The organism is Streptomyces parvus, from assembly GCF_032121415.1.
Lineage (GTDB): Bacteria > Actinomycetota > Actinomycetes > Streptomycetales > Streptomycetaceae > Streptomyces > Streptomyces globisporus_A.
Genome location: NZ_CP135079.1, coordinates 1,684,666 through 1,704,215 on the forward strand (window position 1 = coordinate 1,684,666; position 19,550 = coordinate 1,704,215).

At 70.3% G+C, this 19,550-nt stretch carries 17 protein-coding genes and 1 pseudogene; 10 read left to right on the forward strand and 8 right to left on the reverse strand.

Annotated elements, in window-relative coordinates:
* Positions 1 to 228: 228 nt before the first annotated feature.
* The gene (locus tag RNL97_RS08690; RefSeq protein WP_030583808.1) at positions 229 to 1,779 is read right to left on the reverse strand and encodes an MDR family MFS transporter; all 1,551 of its coding nucleotides are present in this window, start codon (positions 1,777 to 1,779) and stop codon (positions 229 to 231) included.
* Between the two features lie 164 nt (positions 1,780 to 1,943).
* Between RNL97_RS08690 and RNL97_RS08695 the strand changes: the two genes are divergently transcribed.
* A complete protein-coding gene (locus tag RNL97_RS08695; RefSeq protein ID WP_030583811.1) occupies positions 1,944 to 2,543 on the forward strand; it encodes an acyl-CoA-like ligand-binding transcription factor in 600 nt (199 codons plus the stop codon).
* A 58-nt stretch (positions 2,544 to 2,601) separates the two neighbouring features.
* Here the strand turns inward: RNL97_RS08695 and RNL97_RS08700 are convergent, their stop codons facing one another.
* Positions 2,602 to 3,366 (reverse strand): GntR family transcriptional regulator, encoded by a 765-nt coding sequence (locus RNL97_RS08700; RefSeq protein ID WP_243313860.1) that lies wholly within the window; start codon positions 3,364 to 3,366, stop codon positions 2,602 to 2,604.
* Positions 3,367 to 3,526: 160 nt separating this feature from the next.
* Between RNL97_RS08700 and RNL97_RS08705 the strand changes: the two genes are divergently transcribed.
* Together RNL97_RS08705 and RNL97_RS08710 are read left to right on the forward strand one after the other, a co-directional pair.
* Positions 3,527 to 3,865 carry a hypothetical protein gene (locus RNL97_RS08705; RefSeq protein WP_279344327.1) on the forward strand — a complete coding sequence of 113 codons (339 nt, stop codon included), beginning with the start codon at positions 3,527 to 3,529 and terminating at the stop codon, positions 3,863 to 3,865.
* 98 nt (positions 3,866 to 3,963) lie between these two features.
* Positions 3,964 to 4,260 (forward strand): hypothetical protein, encoded by a 297-nt coding sequence (locus tag RNL97_RS08710; protein ID WP_030583820.1) that lies wholly within the window; start codon positions 3,964 to 3,966, stop codon positions 4,258 to 4,260.
* Between the two features lie 153 nt (positions 4,261 to 4,413).
* Here RNL97_RS08710 and RNL97_RS08715 read toward each other — a convergent pair whose 3' ends face one another.
* On the reverse strand, positions 4,414 to 5,346 hold the full coding sequence (locus tag RNL97_RS08715; protein ID WP_030583823.1) for a MerR family transcriptional regulator: 933 nt from the start codon (positions 5,344 to 5,346) through the stop codon (positions 4,414 to 4,416).
* 253 nt (positions 5,347 to 5,599) lie between these two features.
* Here RNL97_RS08715 and RNL97_RS08720 point away from each other — a divergent pair, with 253 nt between their 5' ends.
* Positions 5,600 to 6,874, forward strand: a complete 1,275-nt coding sequence (locus RNL97_RS08720; RefSeq protein WP_030583826.1) for a GTP pyrophosphokinase — start codon at positions 5,600 to 5,602, stop codon at positions 6,872 to 6,874.
* Positions 6,875 to 7,005: 131 nt separating this feature from the next.
* Here RNL97_RS08720 and glnA read toward each other — a convergent pair whose 3' ends face one another.
* Entirely contained in the window at positions 7,006 to 8,367 is a 1,362-nt protein-coding gene (gene glnA / locus RNL97_RS08725) for a type I glutamate--ammonia ligase (RefSeq protein WP_006124033.1), read from the reverse strand.
* Between the two features lie 255 nt (positions 8,368 to 8,622).
* Between glnA and RNL97_RS08730 the strand changes: the two genes are divergently transcribed.
* From RNL97_RS08730 to RNL97_RS08750, 5 genes and pseudogenes are all read left to right on the forward strand, one after another.
* Complete coding sequence (locus RNL97_RS08730; protein ID WP_030583829.1) at positions 8,623 to 9,303, forward strand: DUF3105 domain-containing protein; 681 nt, start codon at positions 8,623 to 8,625, stop codon at positions 9,301 to 9,303.
* Positions 9,300 to 10,025 (forward strand): DUF305 domain-containing protein, encoded by a 726-nt coding sequence (locus tag RNL97_RS08735; RefSeq protein WP_030583832.1) that lies wholly within the window; start codon positions 9,300 to 9,302, stop codon positions 10,023 to 10,025. Before RNL97_RS08730 ends, RNL97_RS08735 begins: the two co-directional genes overlap by 4 nt.
* 190 nt (positions 10,026 to 10,215) lie before the next feature.
* Positions 10,216 to 10,641, forward strand: coding sequence for a CBS domain-containing protein (locus tag RNL97_RS08740; RefSeq protein WP_030583835.1), 426 nt, complete (start codon positions 10,216 to 10,218; stop codon positions 10,639 to 10,641).
* Positions 10,642 to 10,936: 295 nt separating this feature from the next.
* Positions 10,937 to 11,202, forward strand: a pseudogene (locus RNL97_RS08745) (multicopper oxidase domain-containing protein); the annotation flags it as partial.
* 127 nt (positions 11,203 to 11,329) lie between these two features.
* The gene (locus tag RNL97_RS08750; protein ID WP_030583838.1) at positions 11,330 to 13,084 is read left to right on the forward strand and encodes an NAD+ synthase; all 1,755 of its coding nucleotides are present in this window, start codon (positions 11,330 to 11,332) and stop codon (positions 13,082 to 13,084) included.
* A gap of 139 nt (positions 13,085 to 13,223) precedes the next feature.
* Here RNL97_RS08750 and RNL97_RS08755 read toward each other — a convergent pair whose 3' ends face one another.
* From RNL97_RS08755 to RNL97_RS08770, 4 genes are all read right to left on the reverse strand, one after another.
* A complete protein-coding gene (locus RNL97_RS08755; protein WP_243313864.1) occupies positions 13,224 to 14,480 on the reverse strand; it encodes an MFS transporter in 1,257 nt (418 codons plus the stop codon).
* Positions 14,481 to 14,640: 160 nt separating this feature from the next.
* Complete coding sequence (locus RNL97_RS08760) at positions 14,641 to 15,666, reverse strand: endonuclease/exonuclease/phosphatase family protein (protein ID WP_030583843.1); 1,026 nt, start codon at positions 15,664 to 15,666, stop codon at positions 14,641 to 14,643.
* A gap of 230 nt (positions 15,667 to 15,896) precedes the next feature.
* Positions 15,897 to 16,601, reverse strand: a complete 705-nt coding sequence (locus RNL97_RS08765; protein WP_243313866.1) for a TetR/AcrR family transcriptional regulator — start codon at positions 16,599 to 16,601, stop codon at positions 15,897 to 15,899.
* A gap of 127 nt (positions 16,602 to 16,728) precedes the next feature.
* Positions 16,729 to 18,336, reverse strand: a complete 1,608-nt coding sequence (locus tag RNL97_RS08770; protein ID WP_243313869.1) for a DHA2 family efflux MFS transporter permease subunit — start codon at positions 18,334 to 18,336, stop codon at positions 16,729 to 16,731.
* 191 nt (positions 18,337 to 18,527) lie between these two features.
* Here RNL97_RS08770 and panB point away from each other — a divergent pair, with 191 nt between their 5' ends.
* Positions 18,528 to 19,397 (forward strand): 3-methyl-2-oxobutanoate hydroxymethyltransferase, encoded by an 870-nt coding sequence (panB, locus tag RNL97_RS08775; RefSeq protein ID WP_030583852.1) that lies wholly within the window; start codon positions 18,528 to 18,530, stop codon positions 19,395 to 19,397.
* Positions 19,398 to 19,550 lie beyond the last annotated feature (153 nt).

Genomic DNA, 19,550 nt, shown 5'->3' on the forward strand with positions numbered 1-19,550 from the left:
CGCTCGACGATCGTCCTAGTCCGTCCGGCCTGCCGGCGTTGCGCCTGCTGCCGCCGGCCGTCCGACGTGATCGCGCGGGGTGAGCACCCAGCCTGGTCCAGCGGTAATGGGTCTCACCTCCTCGGCCGGTCTCCTCGTTCCCCGTGGCGTACGGGGGTCGTAACAGTACAACAGCCCGCTTCCGCGCCCGTGCGGGGCGCGGAAGCGGGCTGCACGAGCCGTGCGGGCTCACAGATCCACGCTGTCCCTCAGCTTGGTGGGCGTGAGGAACAGGGAGGCGATGACACCGATCACGGCGATGCCGGCCGAGATGAGGAAGATGTGGCCGGTGGCGTCCCCGTACGCGGCCCGGACGACGTCCTGGACCTGGGGCGGCATGGCGGCGACGTTGAGGGTGGAGCCGCCGGAGCCGGAGGCGGCCGGGTCGATGCCGAGCGCGGCGAGCCCGTCCGTGATCTTCGTGGACACCTGGTGGGCGAGGACCGCGCCGAGGACGGAGACGCCCATGGTGCCGCCGAGCGAGCGGAAGAAGGTGATGGCCCCGCTGGCGGCGCCGATCTCGCTGAGCGGCACGGTGTTCTGGAGGACCAGCACCAGATTCTGCATCGACATACCGACCCCGACCCCCACACCGAGCATCCCCAGCGACACCATCACGAGCGAGGTCTCGTGGTCGATGAAGGACAGTCCGAGGAAGCCGAGGGCGAGGACGAGGACACCGGCGACGATGAACGGCTTGACCTTGCCGGTTTTGGACACGAGGCGTCCGGCGACGGTGGAGGAGACGAGGACGCCCGCCATGAGCGGGATGGTGAGGAGCCCCGCCTCGGTCGGCGAGTACCCGCGGCCGATCTGGAAGTACTGGCCGAGGAAGACGGCCCCGCCGAACATGGCCATGCCGACCGCGAGGCTGGCGACGATGGCGAGGGCGGGGTCGCGGCGGCGGACGACGTGCAGCGGAACGACGGGCTCCTTGACCCGGGTCTCGACGAGAACGGCCGCCCCCAGGATGACCACGCTCCCGCCGACCATCAGTCCGCTCCGCCAGGAGATCCAGTCGAAGTCGTCGCCGACGAAGGTGACCCAGAGGAGCAGGAGGCTGACCCCGGCGGCGATGAGGGAGGCCCCGAGGTAGTCGACCTTGGTGTCGGGCCGGCGGACCTCGACGAGATGCAGGGTGCGGGCGAGCATCACGGAGGCGAGAAGCGTGAAGGGCACGGCGATGAAGAAGCACCAGCGCCAGCCGAGCCAGGAGGCGTCGGTGATGAACCCGCCGAGCAGCGGCCCGCCGACGGTGGCGACGGCCATGACGCCGCCGAGGTAGCCGTTGTAGCGTCCGCGCTCCTTCGGGCTGATCATCGCGGCGATGATCACCTGGACGAGCACCTGGAGCGCGCCCATGCCGAGCCCCTGGACGGCGCGGAAGGCGATGAGCTGCTCGGTGGACTGAGCGAACCCGCAGGCGACGGACGAGACGACGAAGAGGCCGATGGCTATCTGGAGCAGCAGCTTCTTGCTGAACAGGTCGGCCAGCTTGCCCCAGATCGGGGTGGAGGCCGTGGAGGCGAGCAGGGTCGCGGTGACGACCCAGGTGTACTGGGACTGCGTGCCGTCGAGGGACCCGATGATCTGCGGCAGCGCGACCGAGACCACGGTGCTGCTGATCATCGCCACGAACAGCACGATGAGCAGCCCGCTGAGGGCCCGCAGGACGTGGCGGTGGTCCATGGGTGCGGCGGCGGGGGCCCCGGCGGGGGCGGCGGTGTCTGCTGCGCTCACGCGCAACCTCCGGAAAAGTTCGTACGAGAGGCCCGTACGAAGTGCCGGCACCGGGCGAATCCGTGCACGACCCCGTACGGACGGGAGAAGGCTTCACCATACATGCACACTGGGCAATTTTGCCCACTGCGCAACAATTTCACACCCCGGGGATAATGCCCCCCATGGACAGCAGCACCGCGGAACCGGGACTCCGGGAACGCAAGAAGGAAGCCACCCGCCAGGCCGTGCACGAGGCGACCCTGCGCCTGACGGTGGAGCACGGATTCGACCGTGTGACGGTCGAGGCGGTGGCGGACGCGGCCGGGATCTCCCGCAGAACGTTCTCCAACCACTTCACCAACAAGGAGGACGCCCTCCTCTACGGCGAGGAGCAGCAGATCAGGGCCCTGGTCCGCACGGTCCGCGACCGCCCCGCAGACGAACCCGCCTGGCCGGCCCTGCGCGCGGCGGTGGCCCAGTTCGCGGACCGTGTGGCGCCCCCGGAACGCGAATGGGCGATCCGCACCCGCTTGGCGATGCGTCACCCCTCGCTGCTGGCACGCCAGCTGGCCAACCACGCCGCCCTGGAACGCGACCTGGCCGAAGCGGTGGCAGCCCGCCCCGGCCCACCGTCGGCCCCGGTCCGCCCGATCGTCCTGGCGGCGGCTTTCCTCGCCTCGCTGCGGATCGCGATGCGCATGTGGATCGAGGAGGACCTGGCGCGGGAGCCGGCGGCGGTGATCGACGAGATCCTGGACGAGATGGGGCGGGGGTTCGCGTGAGGGCGGGGCTTCCGAAGGCTCGGGCCCGCCGGTGAACCCGCCCCCTCGGCGGCCCGCCTCAGGAGTCCGGCCGGTCGATGCGGATCTCGTAGGCGATCTCCCAGCGGATGTCCGGCACGACGACGTCGGCCGTCTCCACGGGGCGGCCCTCGCGGTCGAAGTACGTGCGCTCGATCTCGATGACCAGGTCACCGATGGAGATCCCGAGGAGGTTGGCCTGTTCACGCGTCGCGCGGGCCGGGCGGGGCAGTTCGATGCCGGTGGCGATGTCCACACCGATGGAGCGCATCCGCTCGACGACGCCGATCTTGCCGTACGGGCCCATCTCCGGGAGCAGGACCGGCGTCCCGTCCGTGATGGCCATCGGCTCCCAGCTCCTGGCGAGCTGTACGGGCAGACCGTCGGCGAGGAACTCGTAGTCGGTCACGACACAGAGGTCGCCGGGCTCGATCGCCAGGCGTTCCGCGATGTCCTCGGGCGCGGGGACGCGGGCCGTGCTGGTGCACTCCCAGTCCGCCTCGTGGTCGAGTTCGGCCATGTCCGAGGCGAACGGACTTCCGTTCCGCTGCTCGCGGTGGCGTGAGCGGATCATGCGTTGGCGCTCACGGGCCCGGCGGACGTACGTACCGGAACCGGCGCGGCCTTCGAGGATGCCCTCGATGATCAGACGCTCCATGGCCCGCTGCGCCACGGACTGACCGACGCCGTACTCCTCCGCGAACCGCGCCCGGGACGGCAGCTTGTCGCCGACGGCCCATTCACCGGCTCGGATGCGAGCCCGCAGCTTGTCCGCCACCTGCAAGTACGGCGTATCACGTGGCATTTGAGCAGCTCCGTGGGTTCGGCGTCGAAATGGGCGTCGCTGTTGACAAAGCTAACCCATCAGGTTGAAGCTGAATACTCAGCATTACATGGCGTGACAGTCGGTTCACCAGGGGAGAAGTGTGCGCTCTGCACAGGCGCGGGTCGCGGCGCTGACCGGCATGCTCACCGCCGCCACAGGCACCGAACCGCGCGTGGCCACCGACCTGGACGTCCTCCGCGTCGAGGCCGATCTCCCCGCCGAGTTGAGCGCGACCGCCCACGCGGCCGTCCTCGCCGCCCTGGCCACGGCGGACCGCTACGGGCACACGCGCACCCGCACGGCCGAGTACGTCTGGGCCGAGATCAGCAGAGAGGCGAACGTGACCACGACCGAATCCCCCGACACGGCCTACCGCGCCCTGCTCGGCCACACGATGGCCTGCACCGCCTGCCGGACCGGCGCGATCTGCCCCGACGCGACCAAGCTCGTCCGCGCCTGGCGGGAGACCCGCCGATGAGGCCTCCGGCCACATCACCCCCACCACCCCCACCAGCGACGGAGGCACCTGATGCGCAGCACCCGCCAGGCGTTACCGGCATCTCCCCGGAGGCCCGAATGATCGCCCTCTCCCCGACGGACGTCCTCGACTGCGAGGCGTGCTGGAACGCCCCGGTCACCGCCGCCCGGCAGACCCCCGCCGGCCGCGACCTGCTCTGCGAGGAGTGCGCGGAGGGCGACTACCCGCGCCGCGTCGACCTCTTCCCGCCGTTCGGCATCTACCGCCTGACGGCCCGCAAGCTCCTGGACGACGGCCGACACGGCGGCGGCCCCCCGAAGCTCCCGCCCGACCCGGGCCCGCCGCTGCCCAGCCCTCCCCCGGCCCCGTCACCGCCGGGAACCCCGCCGGTGTAGAGCCCGCGCCCCGCCCGGCCCGCGCCCCTCTCCGGAAGCCCGGGCCGTTGTCAGTACCCCTTGCCGGGTTGCCCGGTGGTTGCAGACCGGCCAGACCTTCGAGGTACGCGGTCAAGGGGGTGGGCACAAAGGTCCCCGGGAGCCACCTCGGGACTATGGTGCAAGCCGTGGATTCCCACCCCCCTCTTCCCCCTTCTCCTCCATGAGCACGGAGAGTTCTTCGGCCAGTTCCATACAGCGCAGGCGGGCCGGGGAGAAGTCGTAGGGCATTTTTCCGGCGGCTTCGAGCACGCTCATGACCCTGCCGGAGTGGGAGACCGAACCGTTCTCGTCATCATCGCCGGTCTCAGGGTGCGCGGCGTCCCAGGCATCGAAGAGGGCGTCGTCGGCCTCGTCGAGGCCGGACTCCTCGATGACGGCGTGCAGGGCGGTTTCGAAGGCGTGCCGTTCGGCGGCCACTTGAGCCACCCGTGGGTCGTCGACGGCGACGCTGTCGTCGAGCGCCTCCTCGGCGTCGTCGATGCGGTCGGATTCCTCCCGCAGCGCGGGATGCGTGGCCAGGGCGACGAAGCGCGTGGCCTGGACGGCCGCTCCGAGCGGGCCGAAGATCCGCTCGGTGACCAGCAGGGTGTCCAGATCCGCCTGGCGCAGCGAGCCCTCGGGCAGGCCCTTGAGGCGTTCGGTGACCAGGTCGGAGAGCAGGCCCGTCCGGCTGCCTTCGACGCGCATCCGCTGCACGGCGGTCCGTTGGCGCCGCAGTTCCGCCTCTTGGGCGGCGAGGGATTCCTCCACGCGCTCCAGCATGGCCTCGATACCGTCCCCGCCGTCCGCCCCGGCGGAATCCTTGCCGGTGGCGAAAGCCTCGCGAATGTCCTCCAGCGCGATCCCGGCGTCGGTCATCCTGCGAATCCACAGCAGGCGGATCATGTCCTCGTACCCGTAGCGGCGACGGCCGTCGCCGCCCCGCTCGGGCTCGGGGAGCAGGCCGATCCCGTGGTAGTGGCGGATCGCCCGCGGTGTGCAGCCGGCAAAGGCGGCCGCGTCGCCGATCTTGACCTGACGGGGTGGCACGAAAGACGCGGGCATGGGCGGGGACCTTCTCTCAGGGCTGGGACGTACGTCCACCGGACCACATGACGCTACGGAAGGTGCAACCCTCTCCCCGGAGGGCATAGCCGTCAATCCTGAACGAACTGTCCAATGGCTGCGGCCCCTGTCGGTGCCATCGCCGACGGGGCCGACTTCCTTGAAAAACGGAAACCTCTCCGCTGTCCTGGGGCATCCTGTTGTCCGACGCATAGTGCAGCACGGCTCAGTAGACACGACGACGGGTCCGAGGATGCAACTGATCGAGGAATTCATTTCCAGATACATCAGAGAGTACGACTTCTACAGCCAAGCTGCCCGACTGGCAGCCGAAACGCTGGAAAGCAATCTCCACAGGTCAGGAATCCGCTGCATCGTGACCCATCGCGCCAAGGACATATCCCGGCTTGCCGAGAAATGCGAGAAGCGCAACGCGGAAGATCCCTATAAGAAGATCCAGGACATCTACAGCGACATCGTCGACCTGGCAGGGGTGCGCGTCGCCCTCTACTTCCCCGGAGACCGGGAGCGCGTGGACAGAATCATCAACAGGTTCTTCCATCTCCTGGAGGAAAGGCGAGATTTTCCGGATCCCGGAAAAGCCAACCCCTCCAAGAAATTCTCTGGCTACTCCGCCGCACACTACAGGGCCCAGCTGTCCGAACGCAGCCTGGGAGACAGCGACAAGAGGTACGCCAAAGCGCGAGTGGAGATTCAAGTCGCCTCCGTTCTGATGCACTCGTGGTCCGAGGTCGAGCACGACCTCATCTACAAGCCGCTCGAAGGAGGGCTCTCCGAGGAGGAACTCCATATTCTGGACCAACTCAACGGGCTGGTCCTGGCCGGCGAAATCGCTCTCGAAATGCTGCAGAAGGCAGGAGAGGTCCGCGTCGCCAGCACCGACCGCACCTTCCTCAACCACTACGAACTCGCCGCCCATATACTCGCTCACGCGAACAAGGAACGCAAAAGCCCGGTCGAGGAGTCAGGGCTCGGCCGTGTCGACCTTCTCTTTCAGCTTCTCACCGATCTGGAGTTCAACACGCCCAACTCGCTGGCGCCCTTCATTTCATCCCTCCATGAGGATCTGGAAGAGCGCCCGCTGGCCGATCAAGTCATTGATGCGATCATTTCCGAGGATCCTGAGCGGTACCGACGGTTCGAAGAAATCCAATTCCAGATGAGCTTCTCGTCCATGAAGCCCCCCGCTTCCGACCAGTCCGCGGTGTCCGATGAAATCGTCGGTAGGTTCTGGTCCAAATGGACAGCGCTGGAGAAGACCCTGCGCGGGCTCGCCGTCGTGGACCCCGAGGACACGCGCTTCATGGGTGTGGGGGCTCTCATCAACAGGATTCCGAACCTCACCGATCCCCTCAAGCGCGAACTCGACTACCTGCGGCGCATCAGGAACGACCTGGTCCACAGCGGCGAAATACCCGGAGCGGCTTTCCTCCAGGAGGCGATCGAGAGGATCGTCGCCGTCACGGCTCGGCTGGCCAAGCTGAAGGAGCCTCCGCAGGCCGGGTGATCAGCAACCCGCCTCGGCGCAACCGCGACGGCCCCCAGGCTGCCCGGCACCCGCCGGAACGCACCGGGCCGGAGGCTCACCGCCTCCGGCCCGGGATCACGCGTCGACGGCCACAACCGTCCCCCGTGCCGCTACAGCACCGGCAGCAGCGCCTTCAGCTCGAAGGCGGTGACCTCGCTGCGGTACTCCTCCCACTCCTGCTTCTTGTTGCGGAGGAAGAAGTCGAAGACGTGCTCGCCCAGGGTCTCGGCGACCAGCTCGCTCTTCTCCATCAGCGAAATCGCCTCGCCCAGGTTCTGCGGGAGCGGTTCGATGCCCATCGCGCGGCGTTCGGCGTCGGAGAGGGCCCAGACGTCGTCGTCGGCGCCGGCCGGGAGTTCGTAGCCCTCCTCGATGCCCTTGAGGCCTGCGGCGAGCAGGACCGCGTACGTGAGGTACGGGTTGGCGCCGGAGTCGATGGAGCGGACCTCGACGCGGGCCGAGCCGGTCTTGCCGGGCTTGTACATCGGGACGCGGATGAGGGCGGAGCGGTTGTTGTGGCCCCAGCAGATGTACGAGGGGGCCTCGCCGCCCGCACCGGCCGCGCGGGAGGAGCCGCCCCAGATGCGCTTGTAGGAGTTGACCCACTGGTTGGTGACGGCCGAGATCTCCGCCGCGTGCTTCAGGAGGCCCGCGATGAAGGAGCGGCCGACCTTGGAGAGCTGGTACTCCGCGCCCGACTCGTAGAACGCGTTGCGGTCGCCCTCGAAGAGGGAGAGGTGCGTGTGCATGCCCGAGCCCGGGTACTCCGAGAACGGCTTCGGCATGAACGTCGCCTGCACGCCCTGCTCCAGCGCCACCTGCTTCATCACCAGGCGGAACGTCATGATGTTGTCCGCCGTGGAGAGCGCGTCCGCGTACCGCAGGTCGATCTCCTGCTGGCCGGGGGCGCCCTCGTGGTGGCTGAACTCGACCGAGATGCCCATCGATTCGAGCATGGTGATCGCCTGGCGGCGGAAGTCCATGCCGACGTTCTGCGGCGTGTGGTCGAAGTAGCCCGAGCTGTCCGCCGGCGTCGGGCGGGTGCCGTCGACCGGCTTGTTCTTCAGCAGGAAGAACTCGATCTCGGGGTGCGTGTAGAAGGTGAAGCCCAGGTCGGACGTCTTGGCCAGGATCCGCTTCAGGACGTAGCGCGGATCCGCGAAGGACGGCGAGCCGTCCGGCATGAGGATGTCGCAGAACATCCGCGCCGTGCCGGGAGCCTCCGCACGCCAGGGCAGGATCTGGAAGGTGCCCGGGTCCGGCTTGGCGATCATGTCCGACTCGTAGACCCGTGCGAAGCCCTCGATCGCCGAGCCGTCGAAGCCGATGCCCTCGTCGAAGGCCTGCTCCAGCTCGGCCGGGGCGACGGCGACGGACTTGAGGAACCCGAGGACGTCGGTGAACCACAGCCGCACGAAGCGGATGTCGCGCTCCTCAAGGGTCCTGAGGACGAATTCCTGCTGCTTGTCCATTGCCACATCCTTGCAGTTCAGACGGTCCGTGCACCACCGCCCGGGGTAGGGGGACACTTCAGTATCGCGACCCGGGATTTCCCCCAGATTACGCACACGGTGTGAGAGAGAGCACTCGGCCACCCACTACGATCGGCGACCGTGCGGCGGACGGCTTCGGGGCCCGCTCCCCCTCCGGCTTCCCGCCCGTCCGAGCACTCTGGTCCACGGACCGTTCTCCCGCCTCCCGGCCCCTTCGCAGAAGGACTCCACGACATGAGCTTCGATCCCCGGCACCCCCAGCCGCAGGCCCCCGCCCCCGGCGCGCGCTCCACCCGCAACCGGGCCATCGCCATAGGGCTGAGCGCCGCCGTCGTGGCCGGTCTCGTCGCTTTCGGCTCCTTCCTGCTGCTGGAGAACTCCGCGGCCGACGAGAAGTCCGACAACGCTTCGGCGGCCCACGACGGCAAGCACCCGGGCGGGCACGGCGACGCCAAGGGCGGGGCCATCGAGGGGCTGAAGTCCTGGGACGCGGCGAAGCTCGGCCGCAACCACGTGGCGGGCACGGTCGACTACCCGATGAAGCCTCCGGTCGGCGGCGACCACAACCCGTCCTGGATGAACTGCGACGGCGACGTATACGAAGAGGCCGTCCCGGACGTCAACGCCGTCCACTCCCTGGAGCACGGCGCGGTCTGGGTCACGTACAACGGCAAGGCCGCCGACGGCGACGTGGCCGCGCTCGCGGAACGCGTCAGGAAGACCCCGTTCACCCTGATGAGCCCGTACGCCGGCCAGGAGGGCGCGATCACGCTCAGCGCCTGGGGCAAGCAGGTCACCGTGGACTCCGCCGACGACCGGCGGGTGGACCGGTTCCTCGCCCAGTACGTCCAGGGTGCCCAGACGCCCGAGCCCGGCGCCCCCTGCACCGGCGGGCTGGAAACGGCACCGCGGTGACCGGTACGACGGACCCTGCGGACCCGGCAGCAGGTGCCGAACGCCGGAAGACGGCGCGCGTCCGGTGGGCGGCCGGGGCAGCGGTGGCCCTGGCCCTGTTCTTCGCCGGGGCCGCCGCCGTCGCCTCCGCCCGGGAGGACGGTCCGGTGCCCCGCGCGGCCGGCACACCCGCCTCGGACTCCGCCGACGCCGGGTTCGCCCGGGACATGGCCGTCCACCATCAGCAGGCCGTCGAGATGTCGTTCATCGTCCGCGACCGCACGGAGGGCGAGGACGTACGCCGTCTCGCGTACGACATCGCCAACACCCAGGCCAACCAGCGCGGCATGCTCCTCGGCTGGCTCGACCTCTGGGGGCTGCCCAAGGTGGCGGCCGGCGGCGATCCCCCGATGGCCTGGATGGGCGGCAGCGGCGGGGACGAGCACGCTCACGGCGGCCACCACCCGGACGGTGGGAGCGACGGTGTGCTCATGGCGGGGATGGCTTCCCGAGCCGAGCTGGACCGGCTCGCGCGCCTCGACGGCAAGCAGGCCGAGGTCTTCTACCTCCAGCTGATGACGGACCACCACAAGGGCGGTGTGGCCATGGCCGAGGCCTGTGCCTCCCGGTGCACCGTCCCGGTGGAGCAGCGGCTCGCCCAGGGCATGGTCGAGGGGCAGCAGTCCGAGCTGGGCCTCATGCGCGACATGCTCACCGAGCGCGGGGCGAAGCCGCGTTCCTGAGGACCGGCGCGCCAAAGGAGCCTCGCGCGGGGGCGGCGGGCCCGGGGCCTACCGCCCCCGCGTCAGCTTGCGTCCCCGCGTCGGCGCACCCGAACGGGTGATTGCGGTCGCGCCTGCCCTCCCGGCCGATGACGATGGGTGCGCTCGGGGCCGTACGGCAGTGCCATCGGCACGCAGGAGGAAATCCCCCATGACGACCGCCAAAGACATCATGCACAGCGGGGCCCGCTGGATCCCGGCCCACGAGACCCTCGACCGTGCGGCGCAGCTGATGCGCGAGCACAACGTGGGCGCCCTGCCCGTCTCCGCCGACGGCGGCTCGGACCGGATGGTCGGCATCATCACCGACCGCGACATCGTCGTCGGCTGTGTGGCCAAGGGGCACGACCCGTCGAAGGTCACGGCGGGCGATCTCGCGCAGGGCACGCCCCGCTGGATCGAGGCGGAGGCCGATGTGGACGCGGTCCTGGAGGAGATGCAGACCCACCGCATCCGCCGGCTGCCCGTCGTCGAGAACAAGAAGCTGGTCGGCATGATCAGTGAGGCCGACCTCGCGCAGCACCTCACCGAGGAGCAGATCGCGGGCTGGGCGGAGAAGGTCTACTCCCGCAGTTGAGCGGCCGGATCGTGAGAGCGGCCCGGCGCCCTTGGTCCGCCGCGGCGGTGAGGTGCCGGGCCGTCGTCCGCCCGTATACCCGCCAGGGGTAGGGGCGCTGCATGGCGGGCAGGGCGCGGAGCAGGAGCGTGACGTGCGGGCAGCTGACGCTGTTCGGCATCGTCACCATGCATACGGTCGGTCATCCGGCCGAGCACAGCGGATCGGCCGGATGTCGGCGGTGTCCACGCCGTCGGCGACCTCGCCGTCGCCGGCCGCCATGGCCGAGCATCCCGCGCCGCACGACACCCCCGGGGCCGACGGGCGGCGGCCGGTGGAGGCGGGCGGGCGGGTGCGGCTCGTCTTCGGTAACGGGACGGCGTGTGGCATCCGCTGCATCCGCACGGGCACACCTTCGCGCTCGGCGGGAACGCCGCAGGGGCCCGTAAGGACACCGCCATCGTGTTGCCGCACCGGTCGTCGACCGTGGACTTCGACGCCGACAATGCGGGGCCGTGGATGGTCCACCGCCACAACGCCTACCACGCGGAGGCGGGGATGATGACGGTCCTCGGTTACCGGAACTGCCCCCGCGAGCCTCGGCGGGTTGGCGCGGAGAACCGCTCCCACCTGCGGTTTCGACGGGCCGAAGGAGATTTTGCCCGGCCCACCGGGACATCGCGTCAGAAAGACGATTACACTGGCGGACGTGCCTCAACTACGCCTCGCACTGAATCAGATCGACTCGACCGTCGGCGACCTCGCCGGCAACTCCGAGGCGATCGTCCACTGGACCCGGCACGCCGCCGAGCAGGGCGCCCACCTCGTGGCGTTCCCCGAGATGGTGCTGACCGGATACCCCGTCGAGGACCTGGCCCTGCGGTCGTCCTTCGTCGAGGCCTCGCGGCAGGCGCTCCGCGCGCTGGCCGCCCGGCTCGACGCGGAGGGCTTCGGCGAACTGCCGGTCGTCGTCGGCTACCTGGACCGCTCCGAGCACGCCGCGGCGCGCTACGGACAGCCGGCCGGCTCCCCGCGCAACGCCGCCGCGGTGCTGCACCGCGGCGGGATCGCGCTCAACTTCGCCAAGCACCACCTGCCGAACTACGGCGTCTTCGACGAGTTCCGGTACTTCGTGCCGGGCGACTCGATGCCCGTCGTCCGGGTCCACGGCATCGACGTGGCCCTCGCGATCTGCGAGGACCTGTGGCAGGACGGCGGGCGCGTCCCGGCCGCCCGGTCCGCCGGGGCCGGGCTGCTGCTGTCGATCAACGCCTCGCCGTACGAGCGGGACAAGGACGACACCCGGCTGGAGCTGGTCCGCAAGCGGGCCCAGGAGGCCGGCTGCACGACGGCCTATCTGGCGATGATCGGCGGTCAGGACGAGCTGGTCTTCGACGGTGACTCGATCGTCGTCGACAAGGAGGGCGAGGTCATCGCCCGCGCCCCGCAGTTCTCCGAGGGCAGCGTGATCCTCGACCTGGAGCTGCCCGCCGCGGCGGCCGAGGCGCCTTCGGGCGTGGTCGACGACGGGCTGCGCATCGACCATGTCGTGCTGTCGGCCGAGCCGGTCGCCGCGTACGAGCCGGAGCTCGCGGGCGGGTACGCGGAGCGGCTGGAGGACGAGGAGGAGATCTACTCGGCGCTGGTCGTGGGACTCCGCGCGTACGCTGCGAAGAACGGTTTCAGCAGTGTGCTGATCGGCCTCTCCGGCGGGATCGACTCGGCGATCTGCGCGGCCATCGCGTGCGATGCGCTCGGTGCGCAGAACGTGTACGGGGTCTCGATGCCGTCGAAGTACTCCTCGGACCACTCCAAGGGCGACGCGGCCGAGCTGGCGCGGCGTACCGGGCTCAACTTCCGTACGGTTCCGATCGCGCCGATGTTCGACGCGTACATGGAGTCGTTGCAGCTCACGGGTCTGGCCGAGGAGAACCTCCAGGCCCGGCTGCGGGGCACGACGCTGATGGCCATCTCCAACCAGGAGGGGCAGATCGTGCTGGCACCCGGCAACAAGTCGGAGCTGGCGGTCGGCTACTCCACGCTCTACGGGGACGCGGTCGGTGCGTACGGGCCGATCAAGGACGTCTACAAGTCGTCGGTGTTCCGCCTGGCGAAGTGGCGCAACCGGGCGGCGGAGGAGCGGGGGCAGACCCCGCCGATCCCCGAGGCCTCGATCACCAAGCCGCCGAGCGCGGAGCTGCGGCCGGGGCAGGTCGACACGGACTCGCTGCCGGACTACGAGGTCCTGGACGCGATTTTGGAGCTGTACGTCGACCGGGACCAGGGGATGGATGCCATCGTGGCGGCCGGGTTCGACGCGGAACTGGTGGCGAAGACGTTGCGGATGGTGGATACGGCGGAGTACAAGCGGCGCCAGTATCCGCCGGGGACGAAGATCTCGCCCAAGGGGTTCGGGAAGGACCGGCGGCTGCCGATCACGAATCGCTGGCGCGAGTCGTCCTAGCGGGGGTGGGTGGTTGCCGGGGCGTCCGGCGGCCGCCTTGCCCTCGAACGCCGGACGGGCTGGTTCCCACGTGGGTGTCCGGCCCGTCCGGCGCGTCGGTTCCGTCCTCGAACGCCGGACGGCTGAACGGGGCGCCGGGCTAGCCGGAGTGGCCCGACCTGGCCGACGGCGAAGTCACCTCGGGCTCGTCCCGCGTGACGTCCTCCAGCGCCGGACGGGCTGAATGGGCCGCCACGACCCGGGATCCCTTTCCCTGACCCCGGTCCAGGTAGCCCGCCGTCGCCGCTATCGCCAGGCCCGCCACCGCCAGCACCGCGCCCACGAAGGCAGGCGACGTCCAGCCCCAGCCTGCCGCTATCGCCACGCCGCCCAGCCATGCGCCGCCCGCGTTGGCCAGGTTGAAGGCGGAGTGGTTGGAGGCGGACGCCAGGGTCGGGGCGTCCTTCGCCTTGTTCATGACCAGCATCTGGAGCGGGGTCGTCGTCATGAAGCCCACGGCGCCCAGCAGCACCACCATCGCCAGCGCCGCCCACTGCACGTGCACCGTGAACGGGAACGCCACGAGGACCACCGCGAGGGCGCCGAGCGAGCCGTACAGCGTCGGGCGCAGCGCGCGGTCCGTGAGCGGGCCCGCGGCCAGGGCGCCCAGGGTCATGCCGATGCCGAAGAGGGCCAGGACCAGGGTCACGGAGGATTCGCCGAAGCCCATCGCCTTCGTGGTCATGGCCGAGAGGTACGAGTACACGGCGAAGACCCCGGCGAAGCCGAAGACGGCGGTGAGCAGGCCGAGGAGCACCTGACGGTTGCCGAGGGCGCGCAGTTCGCGGCGGACGTCCTGGTGGGCCTCGACCGGGATGCGGGGCACCAGGCGGGCCAGGGCCGCCATCGCGGCCAGCCCGATCGCCGCGACGACGAGGAACGTGGCGCGCCAGCCGAGGTGCTGGCCGAGGAGAGTGGCGGCGGGTACGCCGACGATGTTCGCCACCGTCAGGCCGAGGAACATCGTCGCCACCGCCCGCGCCTGGCGGCCCTCGGAGACCAGCCGGGCGGCGACCACCGCCCCGACGCCGAAGAACGCGCCGTGCGGGAGGCCTGCGAGGAGGCGGCCCGCGACCAGCCAGCCGAAGTCCGGGGCGAGCGCGGAGGCCAGGTTGCCGACGGTGAAGAGCGCCATCAGCGCCAGGAGCATGCTCTTGCGCGGGATGCGGGAGCCGAGGCCGGTGAGGAGCGGTGCGCCTAGGACGACGCCGATCGCGTACGCAGACACGAGGTATCCGGCGGTGGGCACGGACGTGCCGAGGTCGTCCGCCACGTTGGGCAGCAGGCCCATCATGACGAACTCCGTCGTGCCTATGCCGAAGGCGCTCACGGCCAGGGCGAGGAGGGCCAGGGGCATGGGGAGAGCCTTTCGCGGTCACGCGGGTCAGGGGCAGAACGAAGCCGTCGCCTCGGCGGGGACGCCGGGCGACGGCTGAGTCCTCTTTATGTATGCGACTGGAACAAATTGTCGCAGACGTTTTGTGCCACGCGGTGAACGGACGGTTGCGTGGCCGTGATCACAGCCTCACGCGGGCCGCGATCGGGAGGTGGTCGCTGTCGGTCGCCGCGAGGGTCCAGGAGGCCATCGGCTCGACGCCCTTGACCATGATCTGGTCGATCCGGGCCATCGGGAACGAGGCGGGCCAGCTGAAACCGAAGCCGTCGCCCGCCGCGCCCTGGGTGGAGCGCATCTGCGCGGTGACCGCGTTCAGCGAGCGGTCGTTCATCGTGCCGTTCAGGTCGCCGAGCAGGACGACGCGCTCCACGCGTTCGTCGGCGATGGCCTCGCCGAGCGCGTCGGCGCTGTCGTCGCGCTGGTTGGCGGTGAACCCGGCGTGCAGCTTCACACGGACGGACGGCAGGTGGGCCACGTACACCGCGACCTCGCCCCGCGGGGTCTTCACCGTCGAGCGCATCGCCCGGGTCCAGCCCATCTTGATGTCGACCGGCTTGGTGTCGGCCAGCGGGTACTTGCTCCAGAGGCCCACGGTTCCCTGGACCGAGTGGTACGGGTAGCGGCCGGCCAGCGACTTCTCGTACGTGGAGACCTGCCGGCCCGGAAGCTCCTGGAGGGCCACGACGTCCGCCCCGGAGCCGGCGACCTGCTGGGCGGTCCCCTCGGGGTCGGGGTTGCCCGCGTTGACGTTGTGGGTGGCGACGGTGAGGTCGCCGCCGCCGCCGGACTTGTCGGTGAGCAGGCCGCCGAAGACGTTGAGCCAGACCACGGCGGGCAGCAGGAGCGCGATCAGTGCGGTCGCGGAGCGCCGCAGCAGGCCCAGGACCAGCAGCACCGGGATGAAGAGCGCGACCCACGGCAGGAACGTCTCGATGAGGCTGCCGAGGTTGCCGAGGCGGTTGGGAATCTGCGCGTGGACGACCATCAGCAGGGTCAGCAGCACCGAACAGAGGGCCAGGAGGATGCCTCGCCGCCAGACGCCCCGGTCGTTTCTCAGCCGGGCCCACAGGACCCGGAAGCGGGATCCGCGGGCCCCGGGCTGCTCCGCGCTGCCGTTGTCCGTGTCCGCTCCGTACGCCTGCACCATCGCGCTGTCCTCACTGCCTTGCCCTGCACATCGCCGCGCCCTCGACCCTAGGTGATGAGCGGCGTCTTTCCCGCCGTCGACCTACCGGCCCGCCGGGCCGCCGACATGGCGGCCCCTCCGGTGTCCCGTCTCCGACGACCGTACGGGGATCCCGTACGGAGACCAGGACGACGGAGCCGGGACGACGGGTTCCGGGCCGGGGCCGACCGGTGGCGCTTGTGACAGAACGATCACACTCGTGCCGTGGGGGCGAGTCCCTGCAGCAGGGCGGTGATGATGCGGTCCGCGAGGTCGTCCGGCAGCGGCGCGTCGGGGCGGTGCACCGCACGGACGAGCATGGGGCCGACGAAGAGGTCGTCGATCAGCTCCACGTCGAGGTCGTCGCGCAGCTCTCCGGCGGCCACCGCGCGCCGCACCGCCTCCTGCATCGCGACGCGGCGGGGGGTGATGACCGTGCCCTGGTACTCGTCCCACAGCTTCGGGTGGCTCTTCATCTGAGCGAAGATGTTGTGCAGCAGCGCCGAGGAGCGCTGGGCGAGGCCCCGGGTGCGCAGGGATTCCAGCATGACGCGGAGGTCGGCGAGGCCCTCGGTGCCGGAGACCGGCGGGTCGTCGGGCTCCATGTCCCGTACGACGTCGACGAAGAGCTCCTCCTTTCCCGACCAGCGGCGGTAGATCGTGGCCTTGCCGACGCCCGCCGTGCGTGCGATGCGCTCGATGGAGAGGCCCGCGAGCGGTTCGCCCGCCTCCAGGAGGGCGATGACGGCGTCCAGGATCGCCCGCTCCGCCGCGGCGGAGCGGGGGCGTCCGCGGCGGGGCTCCGCGTCCGGCGACCCGCCCGGAGCCCCGGCCGGAACCTCTTCCGACGTCCCGGGCGACGGGTCGCCCCCCTTCCGTGCGCCGTGCCGGACCCGCTCGCCGTCCTGGCCTTGCACCGTGAAGCCGCCTCTCGTCGCGCCGTCGCCATCCCTCGTACGTCCGCAGTACGTTCCGCGCACGTCCGTCGCCCCGATTCTCGCCGACCCAGGGGGCGCGGATCGACGGCCTCGTCGGGTCAGCGGCTCAGCGGGTCAGCTGTTCCGCCGGGGGGCGGGCTTCCTCGGTGGCCCCGGGCGTGGCCGGGGGCCGGCCCGGCAGGAACAGGCCGACGACCACGGCGCCGATCAGGGCGACGGCCGCCGAGCCGAGCGCGGTCACGTGCATGGCGCTGATGAACGCGTCGTTGGCGGCGACGACCAGGGGTTTTCCGGCCACCGGGCCGAGCTTCTCGGCGACGCCGAGCGTGGCCTCGATGGACTCGCCCGCCACGTCCCGGGCCCCGGCCGGGACCGCGCCGAGGTGGCCCTCGATGTCGCCCCGGTAGACGGTGGAGAGCACCGAGCCGAGGACCGCGATGCCGAGCGCCCCGCCGACCTGGCGGAAGGTGTTGTTGACGGCCGAACCGGAACCCGCCTTCTCGCGGGGCAGCGCCTGCATCACGGCGACGGTGACGGGCGGCATGATGTGCGCCATCCCGGTGCCCTGGACGAAGAAGACGAGGCACATCACCCATACCGGCGTACCGGCGTCGAACAGGGCGAACGAGGCGAGTCCGGCCGCGACGAGAAGCATGCCGGCCGTGCAGACCGCGCGGGCGCCGAAGCGGTCGACGACCAGCCGGGCCCGGGGCGCGAAGATCATCTGGGCGGCCGCGAGCGGAACGATCAGCAGACCCGACTCCAGGGCCGTGTAGCCGCGCACGCTCTGGAGGTAGAAGGCGGAGAAGAAGGTCACGCCCATGAGGGCGAAGAAGACCAGCGCTATGGCGGCGACGGCGGCGGAGAACGCGGGCTTCCGGAAGTACGTGATGTCGATGGCCGGGTGGCTGCTGCGCTTCTCGTGCCAGACGAATCCGGCCAGCACGAGCAGCCCGCCGGCGATGGCGAGGAGGACGGTGGTGTCGGTGAAGTCGGCCAGTTCGCCGCCCCGGATGATGCCGTACACCAGCAGGACCAGGCCCACGATGGAGAGCGCGACGCCCAGCGGGTCGACCTTTCCGGGCTTCGGGTCGCGGGAGTCGGGGACCAGGACCGCCATGGCGATCAGGGCGAGGACGACCACGGGGACGTTCACCAGGAAGATCGAGCCCCACCAGAAGTGCTCCAGGAGCAGTCCGCCGGTGATCGGGCCGATGGCGATGCCGAGGCCGACGCTGCCCGCCCAGATGCCGATGGCCTTGGGCTGCTCGTCGCGCTCGAAGACGTTCATCAGGACGGCGAGGGTGGCGGGCATCACGAAGGCGGCGCCGAAGCCCATCAGCGCCCGCCAGGTGATGAGCTCATCGGGCGAGGTGGAGAAGGCGGCCAGGGCGGAGCCGACGCCGAAGACCAGGATGCCGGCGAGGAGGACCTTCTTGCGGCCGATCCGGTCGCCGAGCAGGCCCGCGGTGAACAGCAGGCCGGCGAAGACGAGCGTGTAGGAGTTGATCGCCCACTCCAGCTCGCTCTGGGTGGCGCCGATGCCGGTGGGGGCGGGGCTGGCGATCGTCTTGACCGCGACGTTCAGGATCGAGTTGTCCAGCACCACGATGAGCAGGCTGAACATGAGGACGGCGAGGATCCACCAGCGGCGGCGGTGGATCGCCTCGGGAACACGGGGCACGGCGGCGGGAGCGCCGGACGGTATGGGCATGCGGAGAGTCTAGACCCCGTTTCGATACGAGACCGTCTCGTATTGTTAAAGCTTTCCCCAATGAGGCCGTACGAGGCCGTACGGAGGGGTGTGTGCGGGCCCACTTCACGAGGGGCGGGGCGGGATGCCACCATGGAAGGGATCCGGGGACGCCGTCAGGGCGCCTCGAGATGACGAAGGAGCCGTTGGCCATGTCGCTTCAGGCTGCGCAGAATCAGTCCTCCCCCGCCGACAGCAGCAAAGCGCTGTACGGAGGGAAGTCCACCCGCCGCATCACCGTCCACGACATCGCCGCCGCCACCGAGCGCGGCGAGAAGTGGCCCATGCTCACCGCGTACGACGCGATGACCGCGTCCGTCTTCGACGAGGCCGGGATCCCGGTCATGCTCGTCGGGGACTCGATGGGCAACGTCCACCTCGGTTACGAGACCACCGTGCCTGTCACGATGGACGAGATCGCCATGCTGTCCGCCGCCGTCGTCCGGGGCACCAAGCGCGCCATGGTCGTCGCCGACCTGCCCTTCGGCTCGTACCAGGAAGGCCCCGTACAGGCACTCCGCAACGCCACCCGGCTGATCAAGGAGTCGGGCGTCGGCGCGGTCAAGCTGGAGGGCGGCGAGCGGTCCCACGAACAGATCCGGCTGCTGGTCGAGGCCGGTATCCCGGTCATGGCCCACATCGGCCTGACCCCCCAGTCCGTCAACGCGATGGGCTACCGGGTCCAGGGCCGCGGCGAGGAGGCCGCCCAGCAGTTGCTGCGGGACGCCAAGGCCGTCCAGGACGCGGGTGCGTTCGCCGTCGTGCTGGAGCTGGTCCCCGCCGAGCTGGCCGCCGAGGTCACCCGTACGCTGCACATCCCGACCATCGGCATCGGCGCCGGTGCCGGGACCGACGCGCAGGTGCTCGTCTACACGGACATGGTCGGGCTGACCGGCGGCAAGGTGCCGCGCTTCACCAAGCAGTACGCGAATCTGCGCCGGGTCCTCGGCGACGCGGCGAAGGAGTTCGCCGACGAGGTCGTCGGGGGCACGTTCCCGGCGGCGGAGCACACCTTCCACTGATCCACCCGGTCGCCGCCGCTGCTCGACAGCGGCGCCCACCAGCCATTTCCCGCACCACCGACAGCCCGCCGACATCCCCCATCGGCGGGCTGTCGCGCGTCCGGAGCCCGTGTCGGCGGGCTGTCGGTGAGCTGTCGGTGGGCGCTGGTCTGC